Annotated in this window: 23 protein-coding genes and 1 riboswitch; of the genes, 17 read left to right on the top strand and 6 right to left on the bottom strand. The window is 63.5% G+C overall.

The features are described 5' to 3' along the window. The first annotated feature begins 23 nt into the window (after nucleotides 1–23). From NIM87_RS15830 to NIM87_RS15820, 3 genes are all read left to right on the top strand, one after another. Nucleotides 24–1,133 carry a site-specific DNA-methyltransferase gene (locus NIM87_RS15830; protein WP_254675762.1) on the top strand — a complete coding sequence of 370 codons (1,110 nt, stop codon included), beginning with the start codon at nucleotides 24–26 and terminating at the stop codon, nucleotides 1,131–1,133. A gap of 196 nt (nucleotides 1,134–1,329) precedes the next feature. Beyond that, nucleotides 1,330–2,490, top strand: coding sequence for a GGDEF domain-containing protein (locus NIM87_RS15825; protein WP_254675667.1), 1,161 nt, complete (start codon nucleotides 1,330–1,332; stop codon nucleotides 2,488–2,490). A gap of 6 nt (nucleotides 2,491–2,496) precedes the next feature. Next, nucleotides 2,497–2,988 (top strand): GNAT family N-acetyltransferase, encoded by a 492-nt coding sequence (locus NIM87_RS15820; RefSeq protein WP_254675666.1) that lies wholly within the window; start codon nucleotides 2,497–2,499, stop codon nucleotides 2,986–2,988. On the opposite strand, the gene mutY is transcribed toward NIM87_RS15820, so the two are convergent. Further along, a complete protein-coding gene (gene mutY / locus NIM87_RS15815) occupies nucleotides 2,981–4,069 on the bottom strand; it encodes an A/G-specific adenine glycosylase (protein ID WP_332017533.1) in 1,089 nt (362 codons plus the stop codon). The two genes, NIM87_RS15820 and mutY, sit on opposite strands and share 8 nt — an antisense overlap. A 166-nt stretch (nucleotides 4,070–4,235) precedes the next feature. On the opposite strand from mutY, the gene NIM87_RS15810 reads away from it, so the two are divergent. From NIM87_RS15810 to gcvPB, 13 genes are all read left to right on the top strand, one after another. Continuing rightward, nucleotides 4,236–4,751: a DUF721 domain-containing protein gene (locus NIM87_RS15810; protein WP_254675665.1), complete on the top strand. Its 516-nt coding sequence runs from the start codon at nucleotides 4,236–4,238 to the stop codon at nucleotides 4,749–4,751. Nucleotides 4,752–4,845: 94 nt separating this feature from the next. Further along, complete coding sequence (locus tag NIM87_RS15805) at nucleotides 4,846–5,643, top strand: DsbA family protein (RefSeq protein WP_254675664.1); 798 nt, start codon at nucleotides 4,846–4,848, stop codon at nucleotides 5,641–5,643. 24 nt (nucleotides 5,644–5,667) lie between these two features. Next, on the top strand, nucleotides 5,668–9,123 hold the full coding sequence (locus NIM87_RS15800; protein WP_254675663.1) for an AAA family ATPase: 3,456 nt from the start codon (nucleotides 5,668–5,670) through the stop codon (nucleotides 9,121–9,123). A 367-nt stretch (nucleotides 9,124–9,490) separates the two neighbouring features. Further along, on the top strand, nucleotides 9,491–9,886 hold the full coding sequence (locus tag NIM87_RS15795) for an AtpZ/AtpI family protein (protein WP_254675662.1): 396 nt from the start codon (nucleotides 9,491–9,493) through the stop codon (nucleotides 9,884–9,886). Nucleotides 9,887–9,904: 18 nt separating this feature from the next. Further along, entirely contained in the window at nucleotides 9,905–10,684 is a 780-nt protein-coding gene (locus NIM87_RS15790; protein ID WP_254675661.1) for a F0F1 ATP synthase subunit A, read from the top strand. Between the two features lie 58 nt (nucleotides 10,685–10,742). Next, a complete protein-coding gene (locus tag NIM87_RS15785; protein WP_254675660.1) occupies nucleotides 10,743–10,970 on the top strand; it encodes a F0F1 ATP synthase subunit C in 228 nt (75 codons plus the stop codon). A gap of 102 nt (nucleotides 10,971–11,072) precedes the next feature. After that, a complete protein-coding gene (locus tag NIM87_RS15780) occupies nucleotides 11,073–11,723 on the top strand; it encodes a F0F1 ATP synthase subunit B family protein (protein WP_254675659.1) in 651 nt (216 codons plus the stop codon). Between the two features lie 5 nt (nucleotides 11,724–11,728). After that, a complete protein-coding gene (locus NIM87_RS15775; protein ID WP_254675658.1) occupies nucleotides 11,729–12,217 on the top strand; it encodes a F0F1 ATP synthase subunit B family protein in 489 nt (162 codons plus the stop codon). A 38-nt stretch (nucleotides 12,218–12,255) separates the two neighbouring features. Then, the gene (locus NIM87_RS15770; RefSeq protein WP_254675657.1) at nucleotides 12,256–13,002 is read left to right on the top strand and encodes a hypothetical protein; all 747 of its coding nucleotides are present in this window, start codon (nucleotides 12,256–12,258) and stop codon (nucleotides 13,000–13,002) included. 117 nt (nucleotides 13,003–13,119) lie between these two features. Then, nucleotides 13,120–13,208: riboswitch (glycine riboswitch) on the top strand. 150 nt (nucleotides 13,209–13,358) lie between these two features. Further along, nucleotides 13,359–14,519, top strand: coding sequence for a glycine cleavage system aminomethyltransferase GcvT (gene gcvT, locus NIM87_RS15765; protein ID WP_254675656.1), 1,161 nt, complete (start codon nucleotides 13,359–13,361; stop codon nucleotides 14,517–14,519). 9 nt (nucleotides 14,520–14,528) lie between these two features. Beyond that, on the top strand, nucleotides 14,529–14,894 hold the full coding sequence (gcvH, locus tag NIM87_RS15760) for a glycine cleavage system protein GcvH (protein ID WP_254675655.1): 366 nt from the start codon (nucleotides 14,529–14,531) through the stop codon (nucleotides 14,892–14,894). Between the two features lie 212 nt (nucleotides 14,895–15,106). Next, a complete protein-coding gene (gene gcvPA, locus NIM87_RS15755) occupies nucleotides 15,107–16,450 on the top strand; it encodes an aminomethyl-transferring glycine dehydrogenase subunit GcvPA (protein WP_254675654.1) in 1,344 nt (447 codons plus the stop codon). Continuing rightward, nucleotides 16,447–17,991 carry an aminomethyl-transferring glycine dehydrogenase subunit GcvPB gene (gcvPB, locus tag NIM87_RS15750; protein WP_254675653.1) on the top strand — a complete coding sequence of 515 codons (1,545 nt, stop codon included), beginning with the start codon at nucleotides 16,447–16,449 and terminating at the stop codon, nucleotides 17,989–17,991. Before gcvPA ends, gcvPB begins: the two co-directional genes overlap by 4 nt. Nucleotides 17,992–18,120: 129 nt before the next feature. On the opposite strand, the gene NIM87_RS15745 is transcribed toward gcvPB, so the two are convergent. The 3 genes from NIM87_RS15745 to NIM87_RS15735 all read right to left on the bottom strand — a co-directional run bounded on the left by NIM87_RS15745 (nucleotide 18,121) and on the right by NIM87_RS15735 (nucleotide 20,063). Next, complete coding sequence (locus NIM87_RS15745) at nucleotides 18,121–18,705, bottom strand: hypothetical protein (protein ID WP_254675652.1); 585 nt, start codon at nucleotides 18,703–18,705, stop codon at nucleotides 18,121–18,123. A 20-nt stretch (nucleotides 18,706–18,725) separates the two neighbouring features. Next, nucleotides 18,726–19,223: a peroxiredoxin gene (locus NIM87_RS15740; protein ID WP_254675651.1), complete on the bottom strand. Its 498-nt coding sequence runs from the start codon at nucleotides 19,221–19,223 to the stop codon at nucleotides 18,726–18,728. Nucleotides 19,224–19,319: 96 nt separating this feature from the next. After that, on the bottom strand, nucleotides 19,320–20,063 hold the full coding sequence (locus NIM87_RS15735) for a protein-disulfide reductase DsbD domain-containing protein (protein WP_254675650.1): 744 nt from the start codon (nucleotides 20,061–20,063) through the stop codon (nucleotides 19,320–19,322). A 211-nt stretch (nucleotides 20,064–20,274) separates the two neighbouring features. Here NIM87_RS15735 and NIM87_RS15730 point away from each other — a divergent pair, with 211 nt between their 5' ends. Further along, complete coding sequence (locus tag NIM87_RS15730) at nucleotides 20,275–20,850, top strand: YqgE/AlgH family protein (protein ID WP_254675760.1); 576 nt, start codon at nucleotides 20,275–20,277, stop codon at nucleotides 20,848–20,850. A gap of 189 nt (nucleotides 20,851–21,039) precedes the next feature. Here NIM87_RS15730 and NIM87_RS15725 read toward each other — a convergent pair whose 3' ends face one another. Together NIM87_RS15725 and NIM87_RS15720 are read right to left on the bottom strand one after the other, a co-directional pair. Then, nucleotides 21,040–23,919, bottom strand: a complete 2,880-nt coding sequence (locus tag NIM87_RS15725) for an EAL domain-containing protein (protein ID WP_254675649.1) — start codon at nucleotides 23,917–23,919, stop codon at nucleotides 21,040–21,042. 182 nt (nucleotides 23,920–24,101) lie between these two features. Then, nucleotides 24,102–24,719, bottom strand: coding sequence for a GNAT family N-acetyltransferase (locus NIM87_RS15720; RefSeq protein WP_254675648.1), 618 nt, complete (start codon nucleotides 24,717–24,719; stop codon nucleotides 24,102–24,104).

The raw sequence follows: 24,719 nt of genomic DNA, 5'->3' as shown, positions 1-24,719 counted from the left end.
TGCGTACCGCGCGTACGGCCCGTATGGCCGATGCGGAAAGGGAAGGCACACGCCTTCCGATCGATACTATCCTTGTGGGCGATTGCATCGACCACATGAATAGTTTGCCGGCCGGCTCCATCGATCTCATTTTCGCAGATCCCCCGTATAATCTGCAGCTGGAACAGGGTCTGACCCGTCCCGACCAATCCAAGGTCGATGCGGTGGACGACGATTGGGACAAGTTCGACAGCTTTGCCCATTACGACGCTTTCACCCGCGGCTGGCTCAAGGCCGCGCGGCGACTGCTGAAACCGGATGGCGCCATCTGGGTCATCGGCTCCTATCACAATATTTTCCGGGTCGGCACGGCGCTGCAGGACCTCGATTTCTGGATGCTCAATGACGTCGTCTGGCGCAAGGCCAATCCGATGCCGAACTTCCGGGGCACCCGCTTTACCAATGCGCATGAAACGCTGATCTGGGCCGCGAAAAGTCAGAAGAGCCGCGTCACCTTCAATTATGAAGCCATGAAGCTGGCCAATGACGATACGCAGATGCGCAGCGACTGGCTGTTTCCCATCTGCACCGGCTCGGAACGCCTCAAGGACGAGGACGACGGCAAGCTGCACCCGACGCAGAAGCCCGAAGCGCTGCTGTTCCGCATTCTTAATGCGACAACCAAGCCGGGCGACATCGTGCTCGACCCGTTCTTCGGCACCGGCACTACCGGTGCGGTGGCGCGCAAGCTGGGGCGTCACTTCATCGGCATCGAGCGCGAAGCCAATTATATTGCCGGGGCGCGCGAACGTATCGCCTCGATCCGTCCGGGGGTTTTTGAGGCCCTGCAATCGGTAACGCCGAAGCGCAAGGAAACCCGCATTCCCTTCGGCTCGCTGGTTGAACAGGGCGTTCTGGACGTGGGCACGCAACTTTTCGACGCGAGCAAACGTTACTCGGCCATGGTTCGTGCAGACGGCTCGCTCGTCTCGGGTCCACACCAGGGGTCGATCCACAAGGTCGGCGCATTGGTTCAGGGGTCCGAGTCATGCAACGGGTGGACTTTCTGGCACCACGAACAATCAGGACGTGTCGAACCGATCGATGTGCTTCGGGCCGATATTCGTCAAAAACTTGATTTGCTTTCTGCCTGATCCTGACCTCCAATCTCACTTCAGGCTCTTAGACCACTGGCCGCCGGTTTGCCCCGGCGGCCTTTTTGTATGCGGCTCCGGCGCCAAGGCTCCCTTAACGATGATCTCATGCGATCGAAATGTTAAGCGGCTGGAAGCGCGATATTAACCCGCCCCGGTCCAGCATTCCCAAATAGACAGCCGAGGGACTGCTGCCGTGACGGCCACTGTGGGGCTCAATATTGTCATCGCTGTTGCGCTGGGACTGATGGCGCTGCTTTGCGCCATTGCCAGCCTCAGCCTGCGGCGCAATGTGCCGCTCGCCTGGCTGGCGGGCGGGCTGGCCGTCGGGACTATGCAGACGCTGATCGTCACCTATGCCCAGGGCAGCGTCCTGGAATTCATCTCGGCCATGGCGATGGCGCCGCTGGGATTCTGGCTCGCCAACAATGCCATCCATTCGCTCATGGCCGAGAAACGCTGGCGGCGGCAATTCGGCGTCGCTTTCGGCGGCTTGTGTGCGGTGGCCATTGTGCTTTTTGCAGTGGGCGCGCCGTTCTTTTATCAGGTCCTGTTCGTTCAGATGGCCTGCACGCTGGCCATGCTCGATGCGGCCATGCGTATTGTCAGCGGCGTGAAATGGCGGCTGCTCGACGCGTCCCTGCTGATCTCAGTGATTGTTCTGGCCCTCCTCAGGGCTGCACGCATTCCGCTGCTGATCTGGTATTTCGGGCCTGAGCTGACCTTTCCCGAGTTCAACGGCTCGTCCCTCGAACTCGCATTGCTGGCGGGGGAAAGTCTTCTTACCCTGGGCATCATCACCCTCGTGATCGCTGCCATCATTGCTGAAACCATCGCGACCTTCCGGCACCAGTCGGAACGCGACGGCCTGACGGGACTGCTCAACCGCCGCGCCTTTGACATTCTCGCCGGCACGCCGGCGCTGGAGGGCGGTGTCGTGATTTTTTGCGACATCGACCATTTCAAGCAGATCAATGATCGCTTCGGGCATCAGGCGGGCGATGACGTGATCTGTTCGCTGGCGGGCATCATTGGCAAGACCGGCTATCCGGCCGGCCGCATCGGGGGTGAGGAATTTGCCATTCTCGTGCCCGATGGGTCCCTGCGCGAGGGACTGGATCTGGCCGAAATGTTCCGCGCCCGCTTCAAGGACACCACGCATGCAGCGCTTGACGACGACACTCGGGTCAGCGCCAGCTTCGGCGTCGCGGCGTTCACCGGCGATGCAACACCACAAACCGCCTTTGCTGCTGCCGATCGGGCCCTCTACAAGGCCAAGCGCAATGGCAGAAACCGGGTGGAAGCCGAGCATCCCCCGGCCACACCGGATGCCCAGACGCCGCGCCAGGTTGCCTGAGCGTCCATGCCGATCACCATTCGCCCGATTGCCCTGAACGATGCCGAAGCCTTTCACGCCGCGCTCGACAGCGTGGCGCGGGAGCGGCGTTTTTTGCGGCTGACCGAGGCGCCGGCGATTGAGCGCACCTACGATTTCATCGCCAGCAATATTGCCACGGGCAATCCGCAGTTCGTGGCACTGGATGGCAACATGCTCGTCGGCTGGTGCGACATTTGCCAAAGCGGCGAGGCCGGTTCGGAGCATTGTGGATCGCTGGGCATGGGGCTTTTGGCCAGCCATCGCGGCCGTGGGCTGGGTGCCAATCTGCTTGCAGCAACGCTCGATGCCGCCCGCGGCCGATTTCACCGTGTCGAGCTGGATGTCTATGCCTCCAACATTGCCGCGATTGCGCTCTACGAAAAGGCGGGCTTTGTGCATGAAGGCCGGCGGCGCGCCGCGCTCCATCGTGATGGGCGCCACGAGGATATCGTGATGATGGGGCTGTTGTTCAGCTAAGACCGGCTGTGGCCAGCACCTTGCGGAACAGCGTCGGCAGCGCTTCGCCGGCCAGCGCTGAGGGTTCGCACCACCAGCCCCCATCGAAATCGTCGGGAAGGACCGCGGCTGTCCACACCTCCAGTTCGAGCCGGAAATGGGTGAACACATGCACCACCTGGCCGCGATGACGCCATTCGGCAGCCAATGGAAACTCGGGGTCGGCGAGGGTGGCGGCCCAGTCCGAGGTCGGCACTTCGCTCATGCCGGCGAGCAGCCCCTTGGCGGGGCGGCTGCGCAGGAACACATCGCCTGAAGCGTCCTGCATGACAAAGGCATGGCCCTTGCGCACAGGGCGCTCGGGCTTGGTCGGTTTGACGGGGTAGCGCGTGGGATCGCCCTGCTTTGTGGCGAAGCAGTCCGATTGCAGCGGACAGACGAGACACGCCGCCGCGCGGGGGGCGCAGATGGTGGCGCCAAGGTCCATCATCGCCTGGGCAAAATCGCCAGCCCGTTCCGGGACTGCGATCTGCAAGGCGCCGCGCAACGCATCCTTGGCGTCGCGCACCGGCACCTCGAGGGCGTAGTAGCGCGCCAGGACGCGGTCGAGGTTGCCGTCGAGCACGGCAATGCGCTCGTCAAAGCAAATGGCGGCGATGGCAGCACTGGTATAGGCGCCGATGCCGGGCAGCATTTGCAGGGCGGCCGATGTGTCTGGAAAGGTGCTGCCATGGTCACGCACGACGGCGACAGCGCAGGCATGGAGGTTTCGCGCGCGCGCGTAATAGCCAAGCCCTGCCCACTCGCGCAGCACGGCATCGAGCGGCGCCGCCGCAAGGTCGTCAACTGTCGGCCAAAGGCTGGTGAAGCGCAGGAAGTAGGCTTTGACTGCCGCCACTGTGGTCTGCTGGAGCATGACTTCGCTCAGCCACACCCGATAGGGGTCGGGCCGCACCCCGGCGCGGCGATCCGCAGGGGACACCCGCCAGGGCAGGTCCCGGGCGTGGCGGTCGTACCAGGCGAGCACGGCCGGGGCGTCGATGGGATGGGGATGGGCGAGTAGCATGGGGGAGGGATAGCGTCTTATTCCCTTGGGCGACAAGGGGCACCCCACCCGACCTCCCCCTGAAGAGGGGGAGAGCGCACCGGGTGCGCTCGGCCATCGTCGCAAACTCGATCGGTCCCTGCCCCTCCTTCAGGGGGAGGCTAGGTGGGGGTCTCTTTTCAATCTTCTTGCCCCCGCTCCCCCACAGCGCTACTCCAGCCTCATGGCCAAGGACGACCTGCCCGAACCAAAACGCCGGAACAAGACGCTGTCGGTTGCCGACGCGTTGGCGGGGGCGCTTGATCCGGTGCTCAAGAAGCGCGGCTTTGCCGGGCGGGACATCATCACCCATTGGCGTTCCATTGCACCGCCGCCGTTTGACGCCACCACGCAGCCCGACAAATTGAGCTGGCCGCGCGCTGAGCGCAGCGCCGAAGGGGCGACGCTTTATCTGCGGTGTGCGCCGGGACAGGCGCTTTTTGCCCAGCATGAGGCCCCCGCTATTGCCGCGGCAGTCAATCGCTATTTTGGCTATCTGCTGGTCAATGATGTCAGATTGTCGGCAGAGCCATTCACCCCCGGTTCAGGCCAGCGGATGCAAAAACCACGTCAACCGAGCCAGAGCGAAATCGCAAAGGTCGGCAAGGCGACCGAAATGGTCGAAGACGACGATCTGCGGGAAGCGTTGCAAGCCCTGGGGCTGGCGCTGTCCGGCAGGTCGAAACCAAAGGCCGAATAGACCGTTCACCCCCAAGTGATGGCCATGCCCACTTGCCGACATCATCGCCATGTGTAGTGTCGCGCAGCATTTTATAAATTCAGGAGCGTCAGACGTGAAGTTCAACCGCCGCGAGACAATCATCCTGGCTGCTGCCGCTTCGGCAGTGAGCCTCTCGGGCCTTTCGAGCGCACAGGCTGCCGAAGGCGACATGATCGATGTGGCCAAGCTGATGGCGCCCGCCGGTAGCCTTGTCGACAAGGTCGAAGGCAATGCCGACGCACCGGTCACCGTTATCGAATATGCCTCGCCCACCTGCCCGCACTGCGCGGTCTTCCACAACACGGTCTATGAACCGTTCAAGGAAGCCTATGTGGAAACCGGCAAGGTCAAGTTCATCGTCCGCCCCTTCGCGCGCAATGCCCTTGATGCCGCGATCTTCCTGTTGGCTGAAGCGGCCGGCGAAGAAAACTACCACAATGTCGTTGCCACCTATTTCAAGACCCAGAACGAGTGGGGCATGTCCGACAAACCGCGCGATGCGCTGTTTACGGTGGCCCAGCAGCTCGGTTTTACCGAGGAAAGCTTCTCGGCGGCCTTGACGAATCAGGAGGTGTTCGCCGCGATTGAAGCTCAGCGCGACCAGGCCCTCGACGAGTTCGGCCTGACGGGGACACCGACATTCTATGTCAATGGCAAGACGCTTTCGGGGGGCAAGACATTGGAGCAGCTCGCTGCCGAAATCGACCCGCTCGTGCCTGCCGATTTCGTCTCTCCCGCAGCAACTACCGAAGTGCCTGCCACCGACGCCATGGCGCCTGCGACCGATGCAATGGCACCTGCGACTGACGCTATGGCCCCGGCTGCGGACGCAATGGCTCCGGCAACCGACGCGATGGCCCCTGCCAACTAATACAGCCTCCAGGCGGGTGAACGCATGAAGTTCTCCCGCCTGAAGTTGCACGGCTTCAAATCGTTCTCCGATGAAACTGTGCTGGTCATGGAGCCGGGACTGACCGGCATTGTCGGGCCCAATGGGTGCGGCAAGTCCAATCTCGTGGAAGCCATGCGCTGGGTCATGGGCGAAAGCTCGTACAAGGCCATGCGCGCCTCGGGCATGGACGATGTGATCTTTTCGGGCTCCGGCAATCGCCCGGCGCGCAATACCGCCGAAGTTACCCTCGTTCTCGACAATTCCGACCGCACGGCACCCGCAGCACTCAACACCGCCGATGTGCTCGAGGTCACCCGCCGGATCGAGCGCGAGGCCGGCTCGGTCTATCGTGTCAATGGCAAGGAAGTGCGCGCTCGCGACGTGCAATTGCTGTTCGCCGATGCTTCGACCGGCGCGCATTCGCCCGCCATGGTGCGCCAGGGGCAGATCGGCGAGCTGATTGCCGCCAAGCCCACAGCCCGCCGGGCCCTTCTCGAAGAAGCCGCCGGCATTTCCGGGCTGCATTCCCGCCGCCATGAGGCCGAACTGCGCCTGCGGGCTGCCGAAGGCAATCTCGAGCGCGTTGACGATGTCATCGCCCAGGTCGAAAGCCAGCTCGAAACGCTCAGGCGGCAGGCGCGCCTCGCCACCCGCTATCGCGGCCTGTCGGGCGAAATCCGCCGCGCCGAGGCCACGCTGTTCCACATTCGCTGGGTCGCAACGCGCGTGGCGGAAAAGGAAACCGAAGCGGCGCAGGCTGTACTCATCCGCCAGCTGGCCGATGCCACCCATGCCGAACTGGTGGCGCAAAAGACGGTCGAGACCAGCGAAGCCGCGCTAACGCCTTTGCGGGAACGCGAGGCCGTCACCGGGGCGGTGTTGCAGCGCTATACAATTCTTGCCGAACAGCTGGCCGAAGAAGCGCGCCGCATGGCCCAGCGCCGCACGGAGCTGGAAGATCGTTTGCGCCAGATCGCTGCCGATGGCAGTCGCGAGCGCGAATTGGTGGGCGAGGCCGAGGCAACGCTTGCGGCCTATGGGGAGGAACAGGCCCAGCTCAGCGCCGAACAGGATGCCGCCCAGGCCGAGTTCGACGCCGCGCGGCGTGAGGCTGACGCCGCGCGCGCCGCCGTGGGCGAGGCCGACGAGACAGCCAGGCAAGCCGCAGATGCCCTGGCGCAATTGCGGGCCCGCCGCATGCAGGCGGAGCGGAACCTGGCCGATGCCCGCACCCGCCGCGAGCGGCTCGCCCAGCAATTGGCCGAAGTGGAGGCCGACAGAGCCCGCGTGATCGCGGCGCTCGACGCCGACGAAACCCTGACGGCCCGCCGCGCAGCGCTTGAGACCGCCCAGACCCAGGCTGGCGCCGCCGAGACTGCGGCCTTTGCCGCTGAGGAAGAGGCCAGCGCCGCCCAAGGCAAGCTCGACGACGCGCGGCCGCGTCTTGCCGAGCTTGATGCGCTGGTGACCCGGCTTGAGGCGGAGGCGTCGACGCTGGGAAAAATGCTCAATACCGGCGCTAGTCTCTGGCCTGCCGTAGTCGATGAGCTCTCGGTCGAGCCGGGGTTCGAGACGGCGCTGGGTGCAGCGCTTGGCGATGATCTTGAGGCCTCATCGGATGCAGGCGCGCCCATGCACTGGTCGGTGGCCATTGATGGCTATGATGATCCGGCCCTGCCGCAGGGCGCAGAACCGCTGTCGCGCCATGTCACCGGCACGCCGCTCCTGAAGCGCCGGCTTGACCAGATCGGGTTGGTCGATGCGGTCGATGGTCCGGCGCTGATGAAGGCCCTCAAGCCCGGCCAAAGGCTGGTGACGCTGGAGGGCGCGCTTTGGCGTTGGGATGGGTTTGTGGCGGCGGCCGATGCGCCGAGCGCTGCCGCGCAGCGCCTCGCCCAGCGCAACCGGCTGGCTGAACTGGATGAGGAAATCCTGCGCGCCAAGGGCGAGCGCAATGGCTGGAAACGCGATGTCGAGGCGCTGACGGCGACCCTCGATGCCGCCCGGCACGCCGAACGGACCCGGCGCGAGGAGTGGCGTAAAGCCCAGCACGCCATTGGCGCCGCTCAGACCGAGCTCGACAAGGCCACCCGCGCCATGGGCGATCTCGCCACCCGGCGCTCGACCCTCGAAGAGGCACAGACCCGGCTGGCCGCGAGCCTTGTTGAAGCAGACGCCATGCGCAGCGACGCCGAGACCGCGCTGGGCGCGGCGGGCGAAGAAACCGAAATGGCGGCAGCGGCCAGCGCGGCGCAGCAGCACCTCGCCGCCCTGCGCGACAAGGCTGATCAGGCGCGCCTCAAATTGAGCACGGTGGAATCGGCGGCGCGCATGCGCAGCGCCCGGCTCGATCAGCTGAGCCGCGACAGCGCCGCCTGGCAACGCCGCCGCGATGGGGCTCAGGGCCAGTTGGCAACGCTCGATCAGCGCATGGCCGAGGTCAAAGCGCAGCTTGGCAATCTGGCTGAAGCCCCCGAGGGCTTTAAGAGCCGCAAAGCCCAGCTTGACGAGCAGATCGATATGGCCCGGATCGACCATCAGGCCTCGGGCGACCGCCTCAACCAGGCGCAGACAGCCTGGCGCGAAGCCGACCGGGCGCTCAAGGCCGCCGGCGATGCGCTCAATGGTATCCGTATCGAGTTGACGCGCATCGAGGAACGCCTCAAAGGCGTGATCGTCCAGCGCCAGCAGATCGAACGCCAGATCGAAGAATCGCTCGGCATCCCCGCCAGCAAAACGCTCGAAGCCTCCGGCATTCGCCCCGAGGAAGCGCTGCCGCCCGAGCACGCGACCGAGCAAAAGCTGGATCGCCTGAAAGCGGAGCGGGAACGGCTTGGTGGGGTCAACCTGTCTGCCGAAAAGGAAGCCGAAGAGGTCCAGGAAAAGCGCGACACCATGGTGCGCGACCGCGACGACATCATCGAAGCCATCGCCAAGCTGCGCGGCGGCATCGCCTCGCTCAACCGCGAAGGGCGCGCCCGCCTCAACGAGGCATTCGGCAAGGTCAATGCGCATTTCCAGGAGCTGTTCACGACCCTTTTTGGTGGCGGCACCGCCGAACTGACCTTTGTGGAAAGCGATGATCCGCTCGAGGCGGGCCTCGAAATCATCGCCCGGCCGCCCGGCAAGAAGCCGCAGACGATGACGCTGCTCTCGGGTGGCGAACAGGCGCTGACGGCGATGAGCCTGATCTTTGCGGTGTTCCTGACCAATCCGGCACCGATCTGCGTGCTCGATGAAGTCGATGCGCCGCTCGATGACGCCAATGTCGAGCGCTTCTGCAATCTGCTCGATTCGATGCGGCAGCGGACCAATACGCGCTTCATGGTCATCACCCACAATCCGATCACCATGAGCCGGGTGGATCGCCTGTTCGGCGTCACCATGGCCGAGCGCGGCGTTAGCCAGCTGGTGTCGGTGGACCTGACCACGGCGGAGAGCTTCCGGGAAGCCGTTTAGCCTGTCGCCATTCCGTCCCCGGCGAAGTCTGCTTTAGCCGTTAATCCAAGTCCAAGCACGCCATGCAGCCCTTGGGCCCGTCCCGCGAGCCTTTATCCACACCCTCCGCCAGAGCGCCGAGGACGGTTCCGAGCTTGGCGCGGCATCTGAGGAAACCACAGAATCCCCCGCCCCTGCCCTGACTCTGTGGCGCTCGGCATGTGGACAGCATGCCGCACCCCTGCCGCGGAGCGGATTTTCATTTTATTACAATACCTTACGCAGCCCGCGCCTGCCTTGACACCAAATAGGGCCACCACTATGTTGCGCGCGACTAAAAAGGGCGCCCTCCAACGGGGGAAATTGGCCGGCCACAAGGGAGCAGCGGATGACCAGTTCGCCAGACGACCAGGGCCAGCCAAATAGCGCCAAGGGGGTGACGCACGATCTTGCATCGCGTATTGCCTCTGCCAAGCGGGAGCGCGAGCGGGAGGACAACAGATCCGACCGGGATGCTTCCCCGGAGATGACCGGTATGGCGCGCGGCTTGCGCATCGGCACCGAATTCATCGCCGCGGTTCTGGTGGGCGCCGGTATCGGCTATCTCATCGACCTTGGCCTGGGAACCAGCCCCTGGGGCTTGCTCATCCTTTTGTTGATGGGCTTTGCCGCTGGAATCCTGAACGTCATCCGAGTGGTGGCGGAAATGAATGCCGCCTCGCCTGCCCCCAAGGGTGCCGATCTCGGACCCGAAGCGGAAGACGATGAGCGGACAGAGAATTGATGACGCTTAGAGGGCTCCATGGCCGGTACTGACCCGATCCACCAGTTTGTCATCACTGACATCTTCGAGCTGTTCACCCTTGGCGGCGACGGCACCGAAGGGTCGGGCACCACGTTCGCCTTCACCAATTCGGCCCTGTTCATGGTGCTGACGGTGGCGACCATTGCCGGTTTCCTGCTGCTCTCGACCTCGGGCAAGAAGCTCATCCCCACCCGCGCCCAGCTCACCGCCGAACTGCTCTATGAGTTTGTCGCGGGGATGGTGCGAAGCTCCGCCGGCACGGCCGGCATGAAGTTCTTCCCGCTGGTGTTCAGCCTCTTCACCTTCATCCTGTTTGCCAACATGTTTGGCATGGTGCCCTATTTCTTCACCGTTACCAGCCACATCATCGTCACCTTCGCGCTGTCGATGCTGGTGTTCATCACGGTCATTGTCTACGGCTTCGTCAAGAACGGCCCGAAGTTCCTCAAGCTCTTCGTTCCTGCCGGTGTGCCGGGCTATATCCTTCCCATCGTGACGCCGATCGAGGTCATTTCCTTCCTCTCGCGCCCGATCAGCCTCTCGGTCCGTCTGTTCGGCAATATCCTTGCCGGTCACATCACCCTCAAGGTCTTCACCGGCTTTGCCGTGATGATGATTGCGGCCCTTGGCGCTTTCGGCTGGGCCGCTGCCATCCTGCCCATCCTGATGGCAATCGCCCTGACCGGTCTCGAGTTTCTCGTCGGTGCAGTCCAGGCCTATGTCTTCGCGGTCCTGACCTGCATGTATCTCAACGACGCGATCCACCCGTCTCACTAACCACCAATCTCGGCGGATGGCCCGCCGGAACCTAATAGTCGCTTGAAAGGACATTAAAATGGAAGCTGAAGCCGCAAAGTTCATCGGTGCCGGTATCGCAACCTTCGGTATGGCTGGCGCCGCCATTGGCGTGGCCAACATCTTCGGCAACTTCCTCTCGGGTGCCCTGCGCAACCCGTCGGCTGCGCCGAGCCAGTTCGGTAACCTGATCTTTGGTTTCGCCGTGACCGAAGCTCTGGGCATCTTCTCGTTCCTGGTTGCCCTGATCCTGCTGTTCGTCGCCTAATTCGCGACCTGCACAGATATGCCGCAGCCGGGATCTTCCCGGCTGCGATCTATTCTCTGGCCCTATCGGCTGGATGATCGGATTTAACGGGACCTCGACCAGATGGTAACGCAAGCCTACGCTCAAGAAGCGGAACTCCCGGCAGACGACCACGGCACAGAAGCCGCGGGCGCCGCCGATGCAATGCATGTCGAGGAAGGCGTTCACGCCGATCCGACCGCCGACACGCATGCCACGACCGAAGCCCATGGCGATGAAGCCCATTCGGACGTGTTTCCGCCTTTCGACCCGGCAACTTTCCCCAGCCAGCTGCTGTGGCTCGCCATTTCCTTTGGCGCGCTCTACATCCTGATGAGCAAGCTGGCCCTGCCCCGCATTGGTGGCATCCTTGAAAACCGCAAGACCCTGATCGATGCCGATCTGGCTGCGGCCGACGCGGATCGCCAGAAAACCGACGCTGCCATTGCTGCCTATGAAGCGGCCCTGGCGGAAGCCAAGGCCAAGGCACAGGGCATCGCCAACCAGAACCGTGAGGCCATCCAGGCCGATCTGGCTTCCAAGCGCTCCGCCGCCGAAGCCGATCTCAGCTCGAAGGTCAGCGCTGCGGAAGCCCGCATTGCCCAGACCAAGGCCGAGGCTCTCACCCATGTCGACGAGATTGCTGCCGAAACGGCCCAGGCCGTGGTTGGCCAGCTCGTCGGTGACGTTCCGGCCGACAGCGTTCGCGCTGCCGTTGCCAAGGTTAAGGGGTAAGCGCCATGCCAGAATGGTTGGATAACAGCTTCTTCGCCATGGTCGGCCTGGTGATCTTCCTGGGCCTGATGCTGTATTTCGGCGTGCCCCGGATCATCGCCAAGATGCTCGACGGCAAGATCAAGCAGATCGAGACCGACATTGCCGAGGCCAAGCGCCTGCGCAATGAGGCTGCCGCCCTGCTGGTCGAATACGAGCAGAAGCGCGTGGCCGCTGAAAAGGAAGCCGAAGGCATTGTCGCGGCTGCCAAGGAAGAGGCCGAGCGCCTGACTGCGGAAGCCCAGGTGTCGCTGGCTGATCTGGTTGCCCGCCGCACCAAGGCCGTGGAAGACAAAATCGCCCAGGCCGAAGCTCAGGCCGTCGCCGAGGTGCGGGCCCGCTCCGCGGACATCGCCATCGAAGCGGCCCGCGTGGTGCTGGCAGACCAGATGGGCAAGCAGGGTGGCAAGGTCATCGACGCCGCCATCGCCGATGTGAGCAGCAAGCTGAACTAGGGCCTTTCCGGTCTGACGAAATATGAAGGCGGGCAGCGATGCCCGCCTTTTTTGTTTTTACATACTCTTGTTCGCTCAATCACAAACCGTTCCTCAAAGAGGATTCTTACTGCTATGAAGAACTCATGGGACTAGAGCAAATATGGAATGAATTCATTGCATCACTACCCACGCTCAAGGATGCGTGGCCAACCGTAATTGGATTAATGATTCTTTCCGGAGCTGTAGGGTTTGGGTTTGCTGTGCTGCTTGGGGCCGGCTCCCATGACACCAAGGACCAACGCATTAAGCTCGCTGAGGAGCGGGTCGCCGACTACAAAGACAAATTAAACGGCAAGTCGCCGGACGAGGCTCAGGCGCAAATTGCGAAACTTCGCGAGGAGATAAATGCTCTTGCGACCTACGGGCTGTCCAGCGAGTCTCAGGAACGCATGAAAGCGACTTTGGCCGGATTGTCTGGAGCCGTGAAGATCGTAAGGCATGGGGACTCTTCTGACGCCGACAGACTCTATCGACAAACAATAAGCATCTTTCGCGCGGCCGGTTTGGAAGTAGAAAGCAATACTATTTTGGGAATAAAGAACCCACCCAACAGCGGCGTAACGCTGGTCTTCTGGGAAGCAACCAAGCGGGAATTTCTCGCCAAGGTAAGGGTGGCGCTACAGGTTGCCGGGTTGGATCCCGTTGAACTATCAAATCCCGACGGATGGGGAAACGAAACTAGGCTAACAATTGTCTTCTCGTCCCGCGACCCAGATTGGACACCCGCCGCCCGCTGGGGATAGCGGCGCGGCCTTTGAAGGATAGGTCGTCGAGAACGCCCGCAGGCTAAGAACATCTATTGCTGGTTGTGCAACAAGCATCATGGCTAATTGACGCCCCCCGGAAACTCCACCATGGTGCCGGGGACTGCGGGAGAGACTGGCCATGCGCCAGCGCCGAAGGAGCAACCGCCCCGGAAACTCTCAGGCCAACGGACCGCAGTCGGGTCAAACACTCTGGAAAGCAGGCTGGCAACGGCCTCTCCGAAGGAGCAACCGGCGCTCAGCTGGGAAATCTCTCAGGGCAAGGACAGAGGGGGCACGCATACCCGCCGCAAGGCGGTGCCTTGTCGTGTCGCCTTTGAACCCCAGGATTGCCCATGGCCGAAGCCAGCTCCCAAGACCTCAAGCAGACCCCGCTTTTCGAGCGCCATGGCATTGCCGGTGGACGCATCGTGCCGTTCGGCGGCTATGCCCTGCCGGTGCAGTATCCGAGCGGCATCATGGCCGAGCATAAATGGACGCGCGAACAGGCAGGCCTGTTCGACGTCAGCCACATGGGTCCGAGCTTTCTCATGCTCACCAGCCCAAGCGGTGACGCAGAAACCGACCACGCCGCTATCGCCGCCATCATCGAACCGCTGGTCTGCGGTGACATTGCCGGGCTAAAGCCGGGGCAGATGCGCTACACGCTGTTGCTCAATGCCGAGGGCGGCACCATTGACGATTTGATGGTAGGGCGCCAGGCCGACCGCGCCGGATCGCTCTATGTCGTGGTCAATGCCGGCACCAAGGAAAATGACTTTGCACTGATCGCGGCAGCTGCTGGCGACAAGGCCGTCCTGCGGCGCGCTGACAGTGGGGGGTTGCTTGCCCTGCAAGGTCCCGAGGCGGTCGACATCATGGCCACTCTGGTGCCCCAGGCCACACAGCTCGGCTTCATGCAGGTGCAGGAATTCGACTGGAACGGCGTGCCGCTCATCATTTCGCGCTCCGGCTATACCGGCGAGGATGGCTTTGAAATTCTCGTGCCCGCCCATATGGCGGTGGCGCTCTGGGACGAACTGCTTGTCGATCCGCGCGTCAAGCCCATCGGCCTTGGGGCGCGCGACAGCCTGCGGCTCGAAGCCGGGCTGCCGCTCTATGGCCATGACCTGGACGAAAGCGTGTCGCCCATCGAGGCGGACCTGGGCTTTGCCGTTTCCAAGCGTCGCCGCGAGGCCGCCGACTTTCCCGGTGCCAAGCGCATTCTCGCCGAGCGCGAAGGCCAGCTCACGCGCAAGCGCGTCGGCCTTGTCGTTGAAGGCGCCCCGGCGCGCGAAGGCGCGGAAATTCTTGATGCTTCGGGCGCGCCCATTGGCGTTGTCACCAGCGGCGGGTTTGCGCCCTCGTTGGGCAAGGCCATCGCCATGGGCTTTGTGCCGCCGGAGCATGCCGTCATCGGCGCGAAACTGCAGGTTTCGGTGCGCGGCCGCGCCCAATCCGCCGAGATCGTGCCCACGCCTTTCGTCCCACACCGTTATTTCCGCAAGTCAGCCTGAGGCCCACTCATGACCACCAAATTCACCCCTGATCACGAATATATCCGCGTCGAAGGCACCACCGGCGTGGTTGGCATCACCAATTATGCCCAGGAACAGCTGGGCGACATCGTGTTTGTCGAACTCCCCAGCGTCGGCAAGGCCCTCAAGAAGGGCGACGAAGCCGCCGTGGTGGAATCGGTCAAGGCCGCCTCCGAGATCTATGCCCCGGTCTCGGGCACCGTCACCGAAGTCAACGACGCGCTCTCGGGTGAGCCGGGCCTGATCAATACCGACCCGACAGCCGGCGGCTGGATCTACAAGATCGCCATCAGCGACGCTGGCGAAATCGACACCCTGCTCGACGACGCGGCCTATGCGGAGCTCACCGTCTAGTTGGCCAAAACCTGTCGCGCGCCGCTCTCCCGTCTCCCCTGAGGGGAGACGGTGGCCGATAGGCCGGATGAGGGGTTCGGCGTCGCGGTTTTGCCGAACGGTCTTCACCCCCTCACCCAACCCTCCCCCGCTGAGGGGCGAGGGGGCGACAACCCGATTATCGCTCCTGCCTCCGGGCACCTGATTTCACAGCAAACTGGAACCTCCCATCCATGCGCTACCTTCCCCATTCAGACCATGAACGCGCCGAGATGCTGGGCGTCATCGGCGCTGCCAATATCGATGCGCTGTTCAGCGCGGTGCCGAAATCGGCGCTTAAGTCCTTCACGCTCGACCTGCCGGCGCATAGCCCGGAATTCCTGGTCGAGGCGCATCTGCGGGCGCTGTCCAACAAGAACCACGCGGCCGGCAATGGCCCGTTCTTTGTCGGCGCAGGCGCCTATCGTCACCATGTGCCGGCTACGGTCCATCATCTGATCCAGCGCTCGGAATGGCTGACGGCCTATACGCCCTATCAGCCTGAAATCTCGCAGGGCACCCTGCAGATGCTGTTCGAATTCCAGACCCAGGTGGCCAAGATCACCGGCATGGACGTGGCCAATGCCTCGCTTTATGACGGCTCCACCGGTACCGCCGAAGCCGTGCTGATGGCGCGCCGCCTGACCCGCCGCAACAAGATCGTGCTGTCGGGTGGCCTTCACCCGCATTATCGCGATGTGGTGAAGTCCTACCTCAAGGACGATGCGGACCTGGTGTGCCTTTCCCCCTCCCCCCAGGGCCAGGGCGACATTCTCGACCATATCGACGGCAATACCGCCGCCATCGTTATCCAGACCCCCGATTTCTACGGCCATCTGCGCAACCTCAAGGGCGCCGCCGAGGCAGCCCATGCGCAGGGCGCGCTGCTGATCGTGGTGATCACCGAAGTGGTGTCGCTGGGTCTTCTCGAAGCGCCGGGCGCGTTGGGCGCAGACATCGTGGTGGCCGAGGGCCAGTCGATTGGCAATGCGCTCAATTTCGGCGGGCCCTATCTGGGCCTTATGGCGACCCGCAAGGAATTCATCCGCCAGATGCCAGGGCGGCTCTGCGGCGAAACGGTGGATGCCGACGGCAATCGCGGCTTCGTGCTGACACTTTCGACCCGCGAGCAGCATATCCGCCGCGAAAAGGCGACGAGCAATATCTGCACCAATTCGGGGCTCTGCGCGCTCGCCTTCTCCATTCACATGGGCCTATTAGGGGAAGCCGGGTTCACTCGCCTCGCCCGCCTCAACCATGCGACCGCGATCAAGCTCGCCGATGCGCTGGACAGCGTTCCGGGTGTTGAAGTGCTCAACAAGACGTTCTTCAACGAAATGACCATTCGCGTCACCCAGCCGGCAGTCAGCCTGGTCGAGCGACTGGCAAGGCGTGGCATTCTCGCCGGTGTTCCCGCGAGCCGCCTGCTGCCGGGCGATCCCGATGTCGACCATCTCATCATTCTGGCGGCCACCGAACTCACCACCGATGGCGACATTGCCGCCCTCACCGCAGCGCTGACGGAGGAACTGGCATGAGCATGAATACCCAAGGCCGCCCCACCGGCGTGGGCACCACCGGCACCTCGGCTTCCGGCTCGGCGCTACTGCCCGATGAACCGTTGCTGTTCGAGATCGGCGATACCGAGCATTCGGGCGTCGACCTGCCCGATGTGACACTTTCGGCCGACCGTCTTGGCGGCTTCGGGCGCAAGAGCAAGCTCGACCTGGCGGGGCTGACCGAACCTGAGGCGATGCGCCACTATGTGCGTCTGTCACGGCTCAACCACTCGATTGATAGCGGCATGTATCCGCTCGGCTCGTGCACGATGAAGCACAACCCGCGCCTGAATGAGAAAATGGCGCGCCTGCCCGGCTTTGCCGACATTCATCCACTGCAGCCGGTTTCGACCGTGCAGGGGGCGCTGGAGCTGATGAACCAGCTGTCGCACTGGCTGATGACGCTGACCAATACCGCTGCCGTGGCGCTGTCGCCCAAGGCAGGCGCGCATGGCGAACTGCTCGGCATGATGGCGATCAAGGCCGCGCAGGACGCCGCAGGGCAGAGCCATCGCAAGATCGTGCTGGTGCCCGAAAGCGCCCATGGCACCAATCCGGCGACCGCTGCATTCCTGGGCTATAGCGTCAAGCCGATCCCGGCACGCACTGACGGCACCGTGGACGTGCAGGCGGTCAAGGACGCGCTGTCGCCCGAGGTCGCCGCGATCATGCTGACCAATCCCAATACCTGTGGCCTGTTCGAGCCCCAAGTCATCGAGATTGCCAAGGCCGTGCATGACGCCGGAGCGTTCTTCTACTGCGATGGCGCCAATTTCAACGCCATCATGGGCGTGGTGCGGCCGGGCGACCTTGGCATCGACGCCATGCACATCAACCTGCATAAAACCTTCTCCACCCCGCATGGCGGTGGTGGGCCGGGCGCGGGTCCGGTGGTGCTCTCTGCGGCGTTGGCGCCCTTCGCGCCGGTGCCCTTCGTGCGCCAGGGGAGCAATGGCCTCGAACTGGTCGAGCATGTCGAAGCCGAGGCCCTTGGGCGCGTCACCGCTTTCCACGGCCAAATGGGCATGTATGTGCGCGCACTGACCTATATGCTCAGCCACGGTGCCGACGGGCTGGCGCAGGCCGCGCAAGACGCCGTGCTGAACGCCAATTACGTCAAGGCGCGGCTCGAGCATGTGTTCAGCGTGCCCTTCCCCGACTATCCGACCATGCACGAGGCGCTGTTTGACGACAGCTTCCTCAAGGGCACGGATGTCTCGACGCTCGATTTTGCCAAGGCGCTCATCGACGAGGGCTTCCACCCCATGACCATGTATTTCCCGCTGGTTGTGCATGGCGCCATGCTGATCGAGCCGACCGAAAGCGAGAGCAAGCAGACGCTCGACCATTTCTGCGATGTGATGGCGGAACTGGCGACCGAGGCAAAGTCTGGCAATGCCGAGCGCTTCACCAGCGCCCCGATGAAGGCGCCGCGTCGCCGGCTGGACGAAACCCGCGCCGCCCGCCTGCCCATTCTCAAGTGGGAAATGCCCGTGGAAACCCCCAAGGCGGCTGAATAAGAAAAGGCCCGGAGGAAGCTCCGGGCCTTTTTCAGTACTCCGCCATTCGAGCATAGCTCTCATGGCCTTCTTGGCCTGAATGGCTCCACCGGAGCCATTCATCCGCGGTGCGGACCGCCGGCGACGCTCTCAGCCCCTGGTGTCGAAGCCGACCCAAATGGTGATGCTCTCGCCGCCGAGATAGGGCACGGTGACGTTCTCGACGACCTTGACGAATTCGGTTGTCTGGGCCGGCGGGGTGACAGCCACGGCCAGGGTGTATTTTTCCGAAAAGATCGCCTGGCCGTCGCGTTCCACGGCAAAGCGGATCGGGGCATTGACGGTGGTCTGGGTACCAGCCGGGCCGAGCAAGACCCGACCAGTCACGCCCATATTGACGGTAATCTGGCCATTGGAGACCACGCAGTTGCGCGAGGTCTCGTCGATCACGCCCTGGTATTGCAGGGCCTTGGGATCGCCCACGCGGCCATTGCCGTAATAATACATGGCCTCGCCACCGAGCCGCACCTTGATGGGCGGGCATTCCGTGGCAATCACCGGCAGGGCATTGGTCTGGGCCTGGGCGACCGCCTGGGGTGTCGCGGTGGCGTTCTGGAGGTCAGCATTGGCGCTGGTGCCGCCGCCGAACATCGAGCCCATGGAACAGCCTGCCAGCAACACGGCAAGCCCGCTGAGGGCGGAAAGGCGAAGGATTGGCGTCAGGGACAGGGTCATGTGCGATTGGCTCCTGGCGATCAAGCGGCAACACTGGCTTCAAGAGCCATCAGAATGGCGGGGGCACCGCTGGCATGGACACCCGGTGCGTCTTCGACGAACAGCGCATCGACCACGCCATCACGGATGATCATGGCGCTGCGTGCATAGCGCATGCCCATGCCGGAGGCGGTAAAATCCTTGGCAAGGCCCATGGCCTCGGCCAGCGCACCATTGCCATCGGCCAGAAACTCGACATCGTCGAGCGACTGGGTGGTTTCGGCCCAGGCCTTCATCACGTGGTGATCATTGGTCGCCACGCAGACGATCCGGTCAACCCCGGCAGCGCGGAGCCTGGCGGCATTGGCCACGAAACCGGGCAAGTGATTGACATGACAGGTGGGCGTGAAGGCGCCGGGCACTGAAAACAGCACAACGGTGCCCTGCCCCAGCGCTGCCTGGCTCGTGGTGTCCTCGACACCGGCCGCAGTCACCAGCTTGATCCCGACGGATGGGACCGGATTGCCGCGTTCGATCATTATTGGAAATTGCCCCATTCTCGACGGCCTGGCCGCCTACTCCAAAACTCTGTCTCTGCGATATGCGGCTTTTCCAAAAGGCACAAGTCCGCGGACTTATTGGCCCAGCGCATCCACAGTCGCATCGGTACCGGCTTCTATAGTCCGGCTCACCTCAAAGGCACCCATCGGGGTCATGAAGGACAGTTCGACCTCCATGCCATCAAGCGCACTATTGTCGGTTTTACCCATGATGGGAAGCAGCACTAGGTTGGCTTGAGGGCTTTTTTGCGGCGCCCCAAACACAGGACCGTCGGCCCCTCCGGCGACGATCAGGCTGGCGGGATCAAGCCGCGTGCTGTCGATTTCGACCGCAATGGCCGACCCATCGTTAAGCAGGCGCACCGTGCCAGCCGGCTCGCTGCCCTCGTCCCAGGCGAGGGGGACATCGGCCAATGCCTGCCTGATGCGCAGCGCATTGACGGCATCGGGATGGTCTTCGGATGCCGGCAGGGTCAGCCGCGCCTGCGCCGGCACGCAGATGTCCGAACAGATGCCCAGCGTCGCCTCGAGGTCCACCGTGCCAGCGGGGTCGGTAATGTTCAGCTCGATGGGCAGCACGGTGTGGCCGAAATAGACATAGTCGAGATAGCCCCCGCTGAACTCGCGCAGCGGAAAGGGCCAGAGCTGATCGTGCCCGCGAATGCCGGTGGACGCCGAAAAATCCAGCTCGGTGGGCAGGCCGGTTTCGCCGGGCACCCGCCAATAGGTCTTGGTGTCTTCGGGCATGTCGATTTCAAGCGCGAACAGCGCCTTGCCGGCGGCATCGGGCGCACCGGCGCTGATCAACCGGATCGACACGCCGGGGGCGACCTCCTGCCACGCGGTTTCGCCCGCCAAAGCGGATGAGACGGGGGCAAGCAAGGATAGGGCTAGGATCGGCAGGATACGCATGACAAGGGCATTAACGCAGCAATTGATGAACGACCATATAGCACCCCTTCAGGCCTTCGTGAACGTGGGTGCGCCGGCGCCGCTTGGCAGGCCGTCCCCTGCCGCCTACAATTGGGCCATGAATAGTCTCGAAGGACAATTCCTGGTGGCCATGCCGGACATGGCGGATGAACGCTTTGCCGAAAGCGTGATCCTGATTGTTGGCCATGGCGATGAGGGCGCCATGGGCCTGGTGGTCAATCACGAGCTGGCCAATCTCCGTTTCGCGGACATTCTCGACGAGTTGGACCTGGGCGATCCTGATGCGGTCATCCGCCTGCCCGATGCCATCCGCGACCGCGCCGTCATGCGTGGCGGGCCGGTGGAAAAGGGACGCGGCTTTGTCCTGCATTCGGGCGATTATCACAGCGGCAATACCTATAAGGTCACCGAGGATATCGGCCTGACCGCCACGCTGGACGTACTCAAGGCCATGGCCTTCGGGCCGGCGCCGCGGGCGGCACTTTTTGCGCTGGGCTGCTGCGGCTGGTCGCCGGGGCAGCTGGAAAACGAGATCAGCGCCAATGGCTGGCTGACCATCCCGTTCAGCCATGAATTGCTGTTCGATATCCCCGTGGAGCGCCGATACGACGAGGCCCTTGCCGTCCTCAAGATCACCCGCGCCAGCCTCAGCACCGAGGCCGGGCACGGATAACGCAGCGACACAGTCAGCAAACTTGCCCAGGCACAGAGCTCCCTTCTCCCCTGAGGGGAGAAGGTGCCCCGATAGGGCCAGATGAGGGGTTCAGCATTGGGCCCCACCAGTGGGTCGCACCCTCACCCCAACCCTCTCCCCTGAGGGGCGAGGGGGCGCAGGCGCCGACGGCCCCGTCAGGCCAGAAGATTACTTGCCCATCTGCGCGGCGAGTTTCTTGCCCAGTTCAGAACCGACCATGGCCGCGCCGAAGGCGAAGCCCTGGGCGTAGCGGCAGTTGAGCTGGCGCAGGCGCTCGATTTCGTCGAGGTTTTCGACGCCTTCAGCGATCACCATCAGGTCGAGATCATTGGCCAGCGCCACAATGGCGCGGATGATCGGCGCCTGGGTATGGGCAATGCCGCTTTCGGTGCCCAGCCGCACGAAGGGCGCCGGGATCTTGATGGTGTCGAAGGGGAAGCGGTGCAGATAGCTCAGCGATGAATGGCCGGTGCCGAAATCGTCCAGCGCCAGTCCCAGACCCATATTGCGCAAGGCCTCGAGCATATAGGCGGAATGCTCGGGATTGGTCATCACCTGGCTTTCGGTGATTTCGAGCTTGAGGTGCCCGGCCAGTGCGCTGTCCTGCGAGACCAGGTTGCGCATGTCGTTGAGCAGGGTTTCGGTCGCCAGCTGGCTGGGCGAAAGATTGACCGAGATGAAAAACCCCTCGGGCAGGCCGATGGTGGCCATCCAGTCCTTGGCCTGGGCGGCGGCCTGTTCAAAGGCCAGGCGTCCGAGCTTCTCGATCTGACCCGAGCGTTCGGCCAGCGGCACGAATTCGTCGGGCGTGACCATGCCGCGCGTCGGATGGGTCCAGCGCATCAGCGCCTCGGCCCCCGCGATCTGACCGGAATGGATGTCCATCACCGGCTGGAACTGCACATGCAACTCGCCCTGCTTGAGGCCACGTTCGAGGTCTTCCTCGCTGGCCTTGTTGTAGGAGGCGATGGAGCGTGCCGAGGCGCGATAGGCCTCGATGCGGTCGCCACCCAAGCGCTTGGCGTAGTACATGGCCAGTTCCGCGTCGCGCAGCACATCGGTGGCGGGAGAGGGATTGCTGTCATAGATGGTGACCCCGATGGAGGCGGTCAGCACCAGGTCGCGATCACCGAAATTGAACGGGGCCTTGAGCGCCTTGCGGATCTGTTCGGCGGTTTCGGCGATTTTCGCAGCCGCCTGTTCGGACGACAGGATCACCGCAAATTGGTCGCCGGTGATACGGGCCACCGTGTCGAGCGGACGCATGATGCGCGAAATGCGGCGGGAGATCGCCAGCAGGACCGAATCGGCGGCAGAGTGGCCGATGCGCTCCTCGAGCTCCATGAACCGGTCGATGTCGATGAGAAACACGGCCGGCTTGGTGCCGCCGGGGGTGCGGGCGCGCACCAGGGCGCGCTCCAGCCGGTCGAGGAACAATTGCCGATTGGGCAGGCCGGTGAGACTGTCGTGCACGGCATCATGCAGCAGCCGCTCGCGCGCCGCCCGGTCTTCGGTGACGTCCTGCAGGGTACCGACGATGCGGTTGACCTGACCGTCGCCACCCAGCACGGGCTTCACCCGCATGCGGAAGGTGCGGAAATTGCCGTCGTGGCCGGAGACCCGCATATCGGCCGAGACCTTGCCGCGACGCAGTTCGACCAGGGTATCGAAGGCGGTGCGGAAACGGTCGCGGTCGTCGGGATGGACGCGGTCGAGCCAGCGCTTGATGGCGCCGCGCAGAGCCCCGCGCTTTTCCCCGAGGCGGGTCGCCAGTTCATCGCTCACCGTCACGCGGTCGCGTTCGATATTCCAGTCGAAGACGAAATCGCCCGAGCCGGTGAGAGCCAGCGCCCGGCGCTCGACTTCGCTGAGCGTACCGATGGAGACCTGTCCTTCGGAAAAGGCGTGCTGCACCGCAGTGAAGCCCAGCAGCATGACAATGAGCACGAGGCCCCCGCCCACTGCGGGCTGGGCTACGTCATTGGTCACCTGCCCCGAAATCACCAGCCAGGAATAGAACAGCCAGGCGATGAAGATGATCCAGGTGGGCACCAGCAACACGGCGCGGTCATAGCCGCGCAGCGCCAGCAAAAGGATCAGGAAGAAACCGGAAACGCCGAGCAGCGCCAGCACCAGCCGCGCGATGGTGGCGGCAATGGCGGGTTCGAAGAAGGCAAACAGGAACAGCGCCAGGAACAGCGCGGCCAGGCCAAGCGCGAGGTGGATGAAGCGCAGGTGCCAGCGGTGGAGGTTGAGATAGATGAACAGGAACCCGGCAAGGGTCGTTGCTATGCCCGCTTCAGCCGCCGCTCGCCAGGGCTGCATGCCGCTGGCCGAGAGGCCGAGGATGCGGCCGAGCAATCCGAAATCGATCAGCAGGTAAGCCAGCACCGCCCAGGCAAAAGCCGCCGTAGCCGGGAATACGCCGCGCCCCTTGACCACGAACATGATGGTGAGAAACACCGCTGCCAGCGAGGCAACGCCCAGCACCACGCCGCGGAACAGGGTGAAGGAGTTGACATAGTCGCGATAGGCGCTTGGCTCCCAAAGGTAGAGTTCGGCCAGATCGGCGGTCGCCAATTCAGCGATCACGGTCATGGTGGCGCCGGGGTCGAGGGTGACCTCGAATACATCGGCCTCGGGGTCGGTCAGGCGAACCGGGCGGATGCCGGCGCTGGGGGTGACGGCGGTGATGCGGTTTTCGCCAAGGTCAGGCTGGAACACCCCGGAGCCGGGCAGCCGGAAAAAGGGCGCAACAAGCAGGCGCTGGATCTGCTGGTCGCTGTCATTGCGCAGCGCAATCAGCGCGAAGGCGGGGTTGGTCTCGGTGTCGCTGGCCAGCACTTCGATGCGGCGGATGATGCCGTCGGCGTCAGGCGCGGTGGACAATTGCACGCGGCCATCCTGGCCCGGCACAACCTCGACCACCTCGGACAGGTTGACGGCGTTGACATCTTCGGGGACCGAAATGACCTCAAAACCCTGGGCGGGCGCGAGGCCGGACAGCGCGAACGCAAGACAGATCGCGAGTGCAAACAAGTGACGCATCGGGGGCAGTTAAATCCTGCGCTAGGCTTCATTATGGCGGCAGTCTCGGTACATGCGCGAAGCCCGGACAAGCCTTTGTCGTCTTGATCCTCCAGCGGAGCGCTAAACTGGTACGGGAGATTGACGCTTGCGACAAGCGCTGTGGGCTGTTGCCGGTGTGCAACACACAGACAATTGCCCGTTCAAGCGATCCGTGATCGGCCGGCGAGCCGGTTTACCGACCAGCGTTCCTCGGTCAGGCCCATGAGCACATGGTCCTCCCAGCGGCCGTTGATCTGCAGGTAGCGCTCGGCAAATCCTTCTTCGATAAAGCCGTTCTTTTCCAGCACCCGGCGCGAGGCGATATTGGTGGGCAGAAAGGCGGCATGCACCCTGTGCAGGTCCAGCGTCTGGAACACGAAGGGCAGCGTCACCCCCACGGCCTCGCTCATCAGGCCCTTGCCGGCGTGCATCTGGCCCATCCAATAGCCCAGATTGACATGCTGGGCGGCGCGGCGGCGGATGTTCGAAAGGGTGATGCCGCCCACCAGCTCCTCGCGCCCGCCGACAGTCAAGAAAATGAAAAAGGTATAGTCCGAGCCCTCCTCGACTTCCTGGCGGGCGCGGCGCACGCGCATGGCATAGACGCGGCGGGCCAGGTCGAGTTCGGTCCAGCGTGGCTCGAAGGGCCGCAGAAAATCCTGGCTGGCACGCCGGAGGCTGTACCAGGCCGGATAGTCGTGCATCTGCGGCAGGCGCAGCGTCACGCGCTGCCCTTTAAGGGTTACCAATGGCGCCGGCGACGACCAGGGCCAGAGCAT

The sequence above is a fragment of the Devosia ureilytica genome (genome assembly GCF_024273195.1).
In the GTDB taxonomy this organism is placed as follows: Bacteria; Pseudomonadota; Alphaproteobacteria; order Rhizobiales; family Devosiaceae; genus Devosia; species Devosia ureilytica.
Note: the sequence above shows the minus strand (reverse complement) of the source record. Positions and strands in the feature narration are given on the sequence as shown.

Bases quoted from the DNA above. Each gene is read 5' to 3' on its own strand.
- gcvPB (WP_254675653.1), top strand. From the start codon at position 16,447: ATGAGCATGAATACCCAAGGCCGCCCCACCGGCGTGGGCACCACCGGC.
- NIM87_RS15720 (WP_254675648.1), bottom strand. From the start codon at position 24,719: ATGCTCTGGCCCTGGTCGTCGCCGGCGCCATTGGTAACCCTTAAAGGG.
- NIM87_RS15795 (WP_254675662.1), top strand. From the start codon at position 9,491: ATGACCAGTTCGCCAGACGACCAGGGCCAGCCAAATAGCGCCAAGGGG.
- NIM87_RS15740 (WP_254675651.1), bottom strand. From the start codon at position 19,223: ATGATCGAACGCGGCAATCCGGTCCCATCCGTCGGGATCAAGCTGGTG.
- NIM87_RS15785 (WP_254675660.1), top strand. From the start codon at position 10,743: ATGGAAGCTGAAGCCGCAAAGTTCATCGGTGCCGGTATCGCAACCTTC.
- NIM87_RS15770 (WP_254675657.1), top strand. From the start codon at position 12,256: ATGCCCGCCTTTTTTGTTTTTACATACTCTTGTTCGCTCAATCACAAA.
- NIM87_RS15810 (WP_254675665.1), top strand. From the start codon at position 4,236: ATGGCCAAGGACGACCTGCCCGAACCAAAACGCCGGAACAAGACGCTG.
- NIM87_RS15775 (WP_254675658.1), top strand. From the start codon at position 11,729: ATGCCAGAATGGTTGGATAACAGCTTCTTCGCCATGGTCGGCCTGGTG.
- NIM87_RS15745 (WP_254675652.1), bottom strand. From the start codon at position 18,705: ATGACCCTGTCCCTGACGCCAATCCTTCGCCTTTCCGCCCTCAGCGGG.
- NIM87_RS15830 (WP_254675762.1), top strand. From the start codon at position 24: ATGGCCGATGCGGAAAGGGAAGGCACACGCCTTCCGATCGATACTATC.
- gcvPA (WP_254675654.1), top strand. From the start codon at position 15,107: ATGCGCTACCTTCCCCATTCAGACCATGAACGCGCCGAGATGCTGGGC.
- NIM87_RS15790 (WP_254675661.1), top strand. From the start codon at position 9,905: ATGGCCGGTACTGACCCGATCCACCAGTTTGTCATCACTGACATCTTC.
- NIM87_RS15820 (WP_254675666.1), top strand. From the start codon at position 2,497: ATGCCGATCACCATTCGCCCGATTGCCCTGAACGATGCCGAAGCCTTT.
- NIM87_RS15780 (WP_254675659.1), top strand. From the start codon at position 11,073: ATGGTAACGCAAGCCTACGCTCAAGAAGCGGAACTCCCGGCAGACGAC.
- NIM87_RS15730 (WP_254675760.1), top strand. From the start codon at position 20,275: ATGAATAGTCTCGAAGGACAATTCCTGGTGGCCATGCCGGACATGGCG.
- NIM87_RS15800 (WP_254675663.1), top strand. From the start codon at position 5,668: ATGAAGTTCTCCCGCCTGAAGTTGCACGGCTTCAAATCGTTCTCCGAT.
- gcvH (WP_254675655.1), top strand. From the start codon at position 14,529: ATGACCACCAAATTCACCCCTGATCACGAATATATCCGCGTCGAAGGC.
- NIM87_RS15725 (WP_254675649.1), bottom strand. From the start codon at position 23,919: ATGCGTCACTTGTTTGCACTCGCGATCTGTCTTGCGTTCGCGCTGTCC.
- gcvT (WP_254675656.1), top strand. From the start codon at position 13,359: ATGGCCGAAGCCAGCTCCCAAGACCTCAAGCAGACCCCGCTTTTCGAG.